Annotated in this window: 6 protein-coding genes; 5 read left to right on the forward strand and 1 reads right to left on the reverse strand. The window is 63.7% G+C overall.

The window, feature by feature from the left end:
• Positions 1 to 101: 101 nt before the first annotated feature.
• Both KDD17_RS13885 and KDD17_RS13890 read left to right on the forward strand, forming a co-directional pair.
• Complete coding sequence (locus tag KDD17_RS13885) at positions 102 to 821, forward strand: sulfotransferase (protein ID WP_212704202.1); 720 nt, start codon at positions 102 to 104, stop codon at positions 819 to 821.
• Positions 818 to 2311: a glycosyltransferase gene (locus tag KDD17_RS13890; protein WP_212704203.1), complete on the forward strand. Its 1494-nt coding sequence runs from the start codon at positions 818 to 820 to the stop codon at positions 2309 to 2311. The genes KDD17_RS13885 and KDD17_RS13890 overlap by 4 nt, the downstream gene beginning before the upstream one ends.
• On the opposite strand, the gene KDD17_RS13895 is transcribed toward KDD17_RS13890, so the two are convergent.
• The gene (locus KDD17_RS13895; RefSeq protein ID WP_212704204.1) at positions 2308 to 8223 is read right to left on the reverse strand and encodes a glycosyltransferase; all 5916 of its coding nucleotides are present in this window, start codon (positions 8221 to 8223) and stop codon (positions 2308 to 2310) included. The genes KDD17_RS13890 and KDD17_RS13895 overlap by 4 nt on opposite strands.
• Before the next feature lie 155 nt (positions 8224 to 8378).
• Between KDD17_RS13895 and KDD17_RS13900 the strand changes: the two genes are divergently transcribed.
• The 3 genes from KDD17_RS13900 to KDD17_RS13910 all read left to right on the forward strand — a co-directional run bounded on the left by KDD17_RS13900 (position 8379) and on the right by KDD17_RS13910 (position 10855).
• A complete protein-coding gene (locus KDD17_RS13900; protein ID WP_212704205.1) occupies positions 8379 to 9149 on the forward strand; it encodes a hypothetical protein in 771 nt (256 codons plus the stop codon).
• A gap of 81 nt (positions 9150 to 9230) precedes the next feature.
• Positions 9231 to 9749, forward strand: coding sequence for a sugar 3,4-ketoisomerase (locus KDD17_RS13905; RefSeq protein WP_212704206.1), 519 nt, complete (start codon positions 9231 to 9233; stop codon positions 9747 to 9749).
• Positions 9746 to 10855, forward strand: a complete 1110-nt coding sequence (locus tag KDD17_RS13910) for a DegT/DnrJ/EryC1/StrS family aminotransferase (RefSeq protein WP_212704207.1) — start codon at positions 9746 to 9748, stop codon at positions 10853 to 10855. The genes KDD17_RS13905 and KDD17_RS13910 overlap by 4 nt, the downstream gene beginning before the upstream one ends.
• The last annotated feature ends 16 nt before the right edge of the window (positions 10856 to 10871 follow it).

The following is a 10871-nucleotide window of genomic DNA, read 5'->3' on the forward strand; positions in this document are numbered from 1 at the left end:
TTCGGGTGCTTGAACTCGGGCCGCATTGCTTTCATAAAGCAATCCGCTGCTGACAGTATTGGTACACGAGGGCGCGAGGATACGCGCGGGATACAGGTAAGATGAAACGGTTTGTTATTCTCGGGCTGCCGCGCAGCGGATCGACCTATCTGATGACCCTGCTCAACGCCCATCGCGACGTGATCTGTACGGGCGAGCAGTTCAACCCCTACGCCGTCATCTCTGACGGTCCGCCCGACGACAGCCACGACGCTGTGATGGGCCGCGACCGAGACCCCGTCGCGCATATGAAAGCGGTTTTCGATCAGGCAGAGATCAAGGGTGTCGCCTGCGGCGGCTTCAAGTACATGATCGGCCACAACATCAAGATCCTTCAGGAGATAGCCTCCGACCCTGAGATCGCGATCATCAATATCTGGCGGGAGAACAAGCTGGCGCAGGTGTCTTCGCTGATCAAGGCCGCGAACAACAAGAAATGGGCGCAGACCAAGGCCGACGACCACGTCACCCGCAAGATCGTGGCGACCCCGCGCCAGATCAGCCATCGCTGGCACGAATACGCGACGTTCGATCACCTCATTGCCATGTGGCTCGACGGGCTGCCCAATCCCAAGGTCCGGTTTGAATACCGCGAGATGTTCCGCGACGGGTTCGAGGACGGATTGTGCGATTTTCTTGGCGTTGCCCGCCAGAAACGGCTGAAAAGCCCGCTGGTCAAGCAATCGAGCAATGCCATCCTCGATCGGTTCGAGGATCCCAATCCGATCCGCTATTATTTCACGCAGGCCGGGCTGGCCCATTGGCTGGAAGACGAGCTGTGAGCCGCCCGCTGCGGGTCCTCTATTACAATTGGGTCGACTATCTCGATGCCGAAGGGCGCGGCGGCGGGGTTACGCTGTACCAGCGCAACGTGATGAATGCACTGGCGGGCGATGCGTCCGTCGAGGCGACGTTCGTCTCGGCGGGGCTGTCATACGATGTGCCCGCCCGCGCCCCCCGGTGGGAGCCGGTGCGCCACGGCCCCCGCGCCGACCGGGACCGCCGGTACGAAATCGTGAATTCCGGCGTTCTCGCCCATAGCCATCTCAGCTTTGGCGATCCGGCGCAGGTCTCGCATCCCGCTACACGGGACGTGTTTTTCGACTTTGTCGCCCGCACCGGCCCCTACGACGTGATCCATTTCAACAACCTCGAAGGGCTGCCCGCCGACGTGCTGAGCGTCAAGCAGCGGCACCCCGAGACCAAGATCGTCTTTGCCCTGCACAACTACTACCCGATCTGTCCGCAGGTGAACCTGTGGTACGCAGAGCGCGAAACCTGCGAGGATTTCGAGGGCGGTGCGCGCTGTGTCGGTTGCCTCACCCACCAGCATGACGCGCGGGTGATGCGGATTGCGAATGGCGTGTCGTACCGGCTGCGCTGCGCCGGACTGGAACCCGGCACCCGGACCTATGATGGTGCCTTTCGCGCGATCATCTGGAGCGGCGGACGCCTGTTGCGCGCCAAGCGCTGGCTGGGCGGTCAGCGGCGCGATGTCGCCAAACCGCCCGTGCTGTCAGCGGAGCAGGCGCGCGCCAGTGCCGCGAGCTTTGCCGCGCGACGCCGCGAGATGATCGCGCTGATCAACGAAAATTGCGATCATGTGCTGTGTGTCTCGGACGCCGTGAGGGTGCTGGCGGAAAACTACGGCATCGCGCCGCTGCTGACCACGACGAGCTATATCGGCACCCAAGCCGCCGAGATGTTTGCACAAACGCAGCCCGACGACACGGCCCTTGGCAAACCGACCTTGACGCTGGGCTATCTGGGCTACATGCGCCGGGATAAAGGGTTCTATTTCCTGCTCGACGCGCTTGAGGCGTTGCCGCCGCAAATCGCCACGCGTCTGCGCATCGTCATCGCAGCGCGCACCGTGGACCGCGCCACGCTCGCGCGCGTTATGCGGCTGGGCGATCATCTGGCCGAGGTCGTCCATCACGACGGCTACACCCACAACGACCTTGACACCATATTGGCGCCCGTGGATGTCGGCGTGGTGCCGGTGCTTTGGCATGACAACCTGCCACAGGTCGCCATCGAGATGCACGCGCGCCACATCCCGTTGCTGACCTCGGATATGGGCGGCGCGCAGGAGCTTGGCGGCGATACGCAAATGATATTCACCGCAGGGGATCCGGCGGATTTCGAACGCGCCATTGCGCGGCTTTTGCAGGGCGATGTCGATACGGCAAGCTATTGGCACGGCGCCATGCCTCCGGTCACGATGCCCGCGCATGTGGATCAATTGCTGGATCTTTACCGCAGCGACTAGGGCGCCAGCCTGCGTTTGACAAAGGGCACGTCGGCCCAGGGGAGCGACAGATCCTTGTCAAAGATCACGTCGCGGCCTTCGGATGCCATCGCAAGATATTTACGGTACTCTTCGGCGTCGTTGAAATGCTGGCCGCGCTGCACCTCCGCCTGCGCCTTGCGCCGGAAATCAGCGTTGTATTTGAAATGCGCGAGGATCAGTTCGCGCCGCGCCAGCCGCACGTCGCCCACAAAATGCAGCCCCGCCGAGAGGCGCATGCCAGGATGGTAGCGTAGCAGCGCAAGTTTCTGCGCCACAAAGAGATTGGGCCGTGCACCCGGGATCAGACGGTGCCGCAGCGCCGAGGTCCAGCAGGGCTGACTGCTGTTGGGCCCCTGACCGACGGTGGCCCGTACAAAAGGCACCCGATCGGCAAATCCCGCCTGATCAAACGGGCTGGCGCCAACAAAATCGGCGCGAGAGAGCGATCCTTCGGGGTACATATCCAGCATGAAACACCGCACGGCATCGGCCTCCGCGAATTCAGGCCGGGCCAACAGATCGGGCAAGGTCTGCGTCTGCCGGGCCTGCCAGACCAACAGCTCATCCGCGTCCGCCACCAGTGACCATTTGCCAGCGCGGTAGGCGCCCAGCAGTGCCTGTTGCCACGCCACGCCGTAGTGCGACGCGCTGTAGTCGGTATCGACCGAGAAAAGTGCCACATCCGCCTGTCCAGCCAGATACTCAAGCGTCCCGTCGTCAGAGCCGTTGTCCGCGATCAGGAACGCCGTAACCCCGAGGCGGCGGTAGTGGTCCAGGAACTGCGGCAGCATGAACATTTCGTTGCGCATGCAGGCCACGACGGCGACGGGCGCGCGCTGGGCGGCCACGACGCGTGCGGTATCGCTGACCAACTCCAACGCGTTGCTGTTATGGCCCAGCGCCACATCCTGAAACCCCGGCCAGATCTTCGACGGCAACAGCGCGGGGGTATCAAGGCGGGCCTGCGCACTTGCCTGATCGTGATGGGTATCAAGATGCACCAGTTGCAGCGGCGCCGACGCGCTGGCGTGGAAGCTGTTGAGCCACGACGCCACGGGGAGCGCATCACTCCAGCTGCGCCGCCGGATCGACACACGGTAGTCTTCGGACGCCACATGTATCCCGCGCATCGCCAGCAGATCGCCAAGCATCTTGTCTTCCATGAAGGACACGTCGATCAACGCGCGACCTTCCGGCGTCGCCGCTGCATCAAGGGCCGCCTGCATGGCAGTCCGGCTGAGCGTATAGCCCGACCCGCCGTCGGCGTATTCCGATGGCTCCGGCGATTTATCCAGCGTCAGTCGACCGCGCGCGGTCGCGGATTTTCCCTGATGCCAGATACGATCCGTCTGCCCATGCAAACGGTGCAAGCGGCGACCGTAGTAGTCGAATTTAGCGTAGCTGAGCGTGCCGAAGAAAAGCGCTGCATTGAGAAAGCAATCATCGTCGATCTTGAGCATACGCCCGTAGCGGGTGTTTTGCGTGACCCAGGCGAGGGTGGCGAGTGTCTTTTGCGGCAACCCTTCGTAATCGTCAGGCGCGTCGAGGTGTACGACATCGCCGCGGCGGGTCCCGTCCCCGTCGCCCACGACGATCACATAGGGAATGCCCAGCGCGCGCAGCGTGGTCAACCAGCCGGCCCGCAGGGCCGGGATACGGGTGTCGAGATAGCGCGCACAGGAAAACACCGTGACGATGGTATCGAACGGCTGCGCCACGCCTTCGACCTCCGCACTCGCCGGAAGCTCGCCCGTGGGGATCTGCAAAAAACCGTCCAGCAATTCCGCAATCCAGGCGGGTGGATCCGTCCGGTCGCGCAGTCGGCGCAGCGGGGCCACCACGGCAGGGCTGCAGCGCCACTCACGTCCGTCCAACGCGCGCGCCTCGCGCTGGAACCAGTCGCACAGCGCGCGGGCGGCGCTCTCATCCGGTGCGGCGTCGATCAGCGCCAGCGCCATGCCCATCCCCAGATGATGGGCGTCGGCGCCTGTCAGGGGTGCCAGCGCCTGCGTCAGACTGTCGTGCCCTTCACATCCGCCGCGCAACCATGCCTGCGCGCAGCGGCTTGCGGTCTGTTGCTGGGCCAGATCCGGCGCCTGCGGCGTCTCCGGGTAGAGCGGTGGCAGCGCGGCGCGCACACGCGTCGCCTGCGCTGGCGTGGGGGGCGGGCTTCCGGGTCGCGCAAGCGCGCGCAGCACCTCGCGCTCACTTTGCGTCTCCTCCGGGGCCTCCGTGTCGAGGGGGTACAATTCGCGGCGAAGTCGCGGGGCATCAGCGTTTCCGGCGCGTTCAAACAGCCCAAGCGCTGACAGACGGTCGCCAGGATCCGCGGCATCATCGTGCAGGCAGGTGAAGGCATCGCGCGCGCGCCACATGTCGTCGGGCAGATCGGACACCGGTGCCAAATCCTCCCAGAACACCCGCGACAGCCCGTAAACCTCAACGCACAGCGCCGCCGCCTGTGCCCGCAACGGCTCGGGCAGATGCGCGCCATCGCGGATGACCGCAGCGGCGGTGCGGGTCAGTTCACGGCATTGCGCACGGTCCCAATAGTCGGACGCACGGGCGCGCAGCAGCGTGGCAAAGCTATCCAGCACGGCACGGGCGGTCTCAAGCCGCGTGTCGCGGCGCGTCAGAACATGCCGCACCGCCCAGGCAATTGCGGGCGTCACCAGCCAGTCGTTGCCTGCCGGTTCCAGCTTTTGCAACGTCGCGATCAGCGTGTCTTCGTCGTGCTCCGCCGCCAAAAAGGGAAGTGCTGCCGAAAGGCTCCAGCGATCCGGCGGAATGTCGAGCGGGAAGAGATCACGCGCGCGTGCCAGCGCGTGCAACCCCGCGAAATCCCGCTCCCGAGCGCAAAAATACTCTGTCAGCGCCAGAAACAGCGGCTGCGCGGCGAGCGGCGAAACCTGCATCATGGCGGCCACCGTCAGCGCATCGGGACGCGTGTGGGCCGGACCGCTCTGGCTTTGCGCAAGACGTGCGACGGCGATATCGACCTGTGTGCGGACCGGATCATCGGGCGCAGGCGGCGGCGGGGGATTCGCTTCGGGAGGGGTAGCGAGAAACGGCAGCGCCCCATAGAATTGCGCGATACGTCCCAGATGGCGCTGTGCCTGTGAGCTCAGGACGGTATGGATTTCCGCGTGGCGCACGTGCTCCAGCACACTCAGGCACATGGTACTGTCGGTCACCGCAAGCGGGGTGCACAACAGCGCCTCGATCCGCTGGGCCAGCCGCTCGCGGGTCAGGGCAAGGGTGCCGCCCGCATGGGTCAGCGTCAGCGCGCCGCCGGGAGGCACGTCCCGCCACATCGGCGCGGGAAGCGGTGCGGCCCGTGTATCGCCCGGAGCGTCAAGCATCGGTACGTCGGTCTGCCCGGGCTGCGCCGCGACCCTGCCCACGTCAGCACCCGCACGCAGCATCAGGCGGGGGTCGAGCATCAACGACCCGCCCGGCGGGATCTGCGGGATGACATGATGCGCCACAACGTGCCCTTCGAGGGTAAAACCCGCGATCCGCGCGAGGTCGGCGAAGCCATCGCGGGCCCGCACGCTTCGGGCGCCGAAGTCGAATACCGTCCGATCATTGATTTTCGCCCGAACGCGCGGCGGGGTGAAATGCAGCGTCACGGTCACGGCAGATCCCGTATCACCGAGTGGCGCGCGGCGCTCCGTCCGCCAATGCCCCCCCTCGATCTGGTCGTTGCACACGACAAGCCCCTCGTCCCGCCGCAGTGACAGATGAAACAGGACCCTGTGGCTGTCCTTTGCGTAAAAATGGATATTTGCGAAGGGTTGCGTGTGCAGCATCGCCTGAAATTGCACGATTCCCGCAGCAGTCGGCGCAAAGGGATGCAGGTCCGGCGGCGGCAACGGAACAGTGCGCCCGCGCGCCGGGACAAACACTTCCGGCGGACCGACGGGCACCGGACGGCGTAGCAGAACCGAAGCCGGGTCCATCAGCCGCGACAGGCGTGGTCCGACCAGCGGATCCAACCCCGCAGGCTGTGGCGCACCATAGCCCAGGCGCGCCGACAGCGCCGCAGCGCCGGCGACCATCGAAAGGCGCGCCAACCGCCCCGACGGTTTACCAAAGTAGACCTGCTCGCGCAGCGCACGGGCAAACAGGCGTCTTTGCCAGCCGGGCGGCAGGGCTATGTCGCGCAGATGGGTCGATACGGTCGCCAGCAACGCCGCATGAGATTGCCGCAAGTCGGCGGCACCTTGCGGCACGTGCCAGCGCAAGAAGCCACCAGCGCGCATTTCGACCGTTACGAGAGCCTGCGCGATGTAGACCGAGCGCCGCGCCCGCAGCGCCGCAATGAGACTGAGCGCCCAGTCAGCCCGCGCACCCTGCGTGAAGCCTGCGCCAACTTCCTGTAGAAATCCGCGCCGAAAGACCTTTGCCGAGCAATGCGCCTCAATCCCAAGTGCCTGCATCGGGGTCACGGTGATGGCACCATACGCAAGCGTATCTTGCGGCCATAGGTTCATGTCGTGCATGCCGTTATGGCCGCTGACCTCGCCCGTCGCGGCGTCGTGCAGACGCATCTGCCCCATGCCAAAATCGCCGTCCGCGTGCAGCATCGCCTCGACACTGTCATGCAGCGCCCATGGCAACGCAGCATCCCCGGCAAGGTGGAAAATCACGTAGCGACCGCGCGCTTTTTCAAGGCCGTGGTTGAACGCACGACCGATGCCGGGATGCGGCGCCGTCAGGGCGCGCCAGTGCGGCGCCATCGCGATGTCCGCCTGTGCAAGCGCGCGGGACGCGGCGGCGTCATGACAGATCAAGAGCACTTCGTGGGCGGGGCTTGTCTGACCGCGCAGCGCCTCAAGACTGCGCGACAGTCCCTCCAGATCGGTGCCATCCCATTCCAGCACAACACTCAAGGGCAGAATGCCCGCCATCTCCAGCGCCCAAGCGCGGCCGATATCGCGGTCCCATTCGGGCGAATAGTCAAGGCCGCGCGCGGCCAGAAAATCCCGCGCGGCAGCCGCGAAACGGGTCCGGCGGTCAGGATCGGCCAGAATTGTGCTCCGCTCGAACACCAGACGGCTGGCAATACGCGCAAGCGCCTCGCGCGCGCCTGTGTGCGGTCCGGCCTCAAAGATCCGCTGCATCTCTGCCAGCACATCGAATTGCTCGAACACCCGTTCGCTATCGGCGCCCGTGATCTGGCCCTCCCGCCCCCGCGTCTGGATATAAAGCGCCTCGGGCAGGTGAACGATATGATCGGTGCGCGCGGCGGCACGGTGGAAAAATCCGTGATCCTCGAACCATGTACCTTCGTCGAACCGCAGCCCGTCGATCAGGGAGCGGCGGTAAAGCTTGTTCCACGCGGAGGGGAAATGTTTGATGACATCCGACCATTCCGCGAAGGCATACCGCCGGGCGGTTATGTGCTGTGTCAGATCACTTGCGCCGTGAATCGCTGAATGCGCGTGCCCCGTCCCATCGGCAAAGTTCGATTGAACGGCACAGGCGACCCAATCGCCGCCGACCTCTTGCAGCGCGTGCCACAGCCGCATCAGATAATCGGGCATTACCCGGTCATCGCTGTCGACAAAGGCGATGAATTCACCCGCAACCGCCTCCAGCCCCGTATTGCGCGCACCGCTCAAACCCCGGTTCTGTTGCCGGATGAGCCGGAAGCGCGGATCATCTTCGGCGGCCCGTGCCGCAAGCTCTCCGCTGCCGTCGGTCGATCCGTCGTCGACCATGATGACTTCAAAGCTTTGCCACGTCTGGTCGCGCAGGCTCTGGACGCAGGCTGCGACATGCTCCGCGACATTGTAGATCGGAACAATCACACTGATGAGCGGCTGCCCCAGCCCGGGTGTGTCATCGGTCGTTGCCGGAGATTGATCGCGTGAGGGGCGGGTCATACCGGTGTTGTTTCGCAACTTGCGCAGCAGGTAAAGGGCGCATGGCGCACCCATCCCTTTTGCGGGCCGCCGAGCGGGTGTCGACGGCTTGCCCCCGTGCGGGCGGGGTGGTACCTGCGGGGCGGAGAAACGGCAGATCAAAAAAGGTAGGTCTCGTGAGCGATCCCTATGTCATCTGGACCATGCGGCGCACCGGCGGCACCACTCTTGCCACGCTCCTCAGCCTGCTTTCAGAGCATCCGCGCGTGCAGCACGAGCCCTTCAACAAAGGTCGCAAATTCGGCGATGTCTATCCGGCCTTTTTAGAAACAGGGGATACGACGGCGCTGCGCGGCACGCTGCTGGACCTGCTCGCCGACCGTCCGGTGATCAAACATTGCCATGAACTGATGAACCACGCCTTCAACAGCACGTTGATGCAGGTCACGACTGAGCTTGGCTACCGTCACATCGTCCTGGACCGGCGGTCCGAAACAGATCGGCTCCTGTCGCTCGAACTGGCGCAGCTTACGGGCGCATGGGGGGGCGATGCCGCGGCAAAGCTATACCCGGCAATCGAGGCGGGCGAGGTGACGCTGGACCCGATCAACATGAAGCACGCAAGCTACCAGATGGAGTTGTGCCAGACCCGTCGCGCCCAGTTGGCTGCGATGACAGCCCAGGCTGACCCTGCCCCTTTTGTCATCTACTTCGAGGATGTCTACACCGACCCTGAACGCGGACGCGCCCTGATCGAACGCCTGCTTGCGTTTCTGGGCATCGATCCGCAGGCACATCCCGACTACGAAAATCTGATGGAGGATGCGTTGCTGCGGCGTGGCCAGAACTCGTTCCGGATTGCAACAGCCGTTCCGGGGTTCGCGAAGGACCGAGCGCGTCTGCAAGCCATGGAGGCAAAAAAGCCAAAGATTTTTGTGTCGTCATGAAGCAGAAACAACCCGGCCAGATGTTCGAAAAAGCGAGTAAGGATTACCCCCATTGACAACAGGTAGGCAGACGTTCGACTAGTGGCCACGCTTGCTCTTCAGAGCGCTACAGCAAGATTTTCCAACAGCACGACATTTTGTGATAGTACTTATTTCCAGAACGAGGACCGAATTATGTCCCAAAACCAGATACCAGAGCTCGTCGACGTTGCACGCTTTACCGACGCGCGCGGCCAGCTTGGGGTTGTAGAAGCCGCGGGCCTCCCTTTCGAGATCAAGCGTGTCTATTACCTTTTTGACGTCCCGATCGGGGCCGTGCGCGGTGAGCACGGGCACAAGAAACTGCAGCAGTTCATGATTTGTATGAACGGCAGCTGCGAGGTGACCTTCAACGATGGCGTCGCCCAGCACAAGTTCACGCTTGAAAACCCCAGCCAGGGTATTCTTGTGCCGCCGGGTCTTTGGCGCAGTATTCGGTTCACCAAACCCGATTCAGTGTTGTGTGTCTTTGCCTCGCACCCCTATGAGAAAGAGGACTACCTGTACTCCTACGAAGATTTTCTCACCTGGGTCAAAGAAGAGAAGGACGCCGCCCCATGAAGTATTCATTTCTGGACGTCGGTTTCACCTACCGCACCCTCAAGGATGATCTGGACGCCGCCTATCACGGCCTGATGGACAGCGGGATGTATATCGGTGGCGATGCGGTGGCCCGGTTCGAAGCGGAGTTTGCGGAGTATTGCGGCGCCAAGCACTGCATCGGCGTCGGCAATGGTCTGGATGCGCTAGTCCTGACAATGCGCGCCTACGGGATCGGCGCGGGTGATGAGGTGATCGTGCCCGCCAACACCTTTATCGCGACATGGCTCGCCGTCGCGCAGGTCGGTGCAACGCCTGTCCCGGTAGACGCTGATCCCGCGACGATGAACATTGACCTTGATCTGGTGCCCGACGCGATTACTGCCCAGACCCGCGCGATCATGCCTGTGCATCTGTACGGACAGCCCGTGGCCTGCGAGGGGCTGCGCGCGCTGGCGCGGACCCACGACCTCAAGATCATCGAGGACGCGGCACAGGCGCACGGGGCACGCGACGGCAACCGCCGCGCGGGGCAGTTGGGCGATGTGGCCGGTTTCAGCTTTTACCCCGGCAAGAACCTTGGCGCCTTTGGCGACGGCGGGGCGATCGTGACCGACGACGACGCCCTCGCAAAATCCGTTCGGATCCTCGGCAACTATGGCTCTGAGGTGAAATATCAGCACGATCATGTAGGCTATAATTCCCGCCTTGATCCGTTGCAGGCCGCACTGCTGTCGGTAAAGCTGGCCAAGATGGACGAATGGAGCACCCGACGCAGCGAAATCGCCGACGTCTACCAAAGCGCGCTGGCCGGCACATCGGGACTGACCTTGCCGGTTGTCGCGGATGGGGTCCACTCGGCCTGGCATCTCTACGTGGTGCGCACCGAGGACCGCGCGGCGTTGCAATCGGCGCTTGCCGAGCGGGGTGTCGCAAGCGCGATGCACTATCCCATCGCCAATCACAAAAGCGGCGCGTTCGAAGAAGAGTTCGGGCATATGTCTTTCCCGGTCACCGAAGAGATCTGCCGCACCTGTCTCAGCCTGCCCATCGGCCCGCATCTGAGTGTCGAACAGGCCCATGAGATCGCGGGACACGTGAAAGACGCCACCCGCAGTCTCGCTTGAGCCGCAAAGGCACAAA

Source organism: Sulfitobacter albidus, from assembly GCF_018200035.1.
GTDB classification, from domain to species: Bacteria; Pseudomonadota; Alphaproteobacteria; order Rhodobacterales; family Rhodobacteraceae; genus Sulfitobacter; species Sulfitobacter albidus.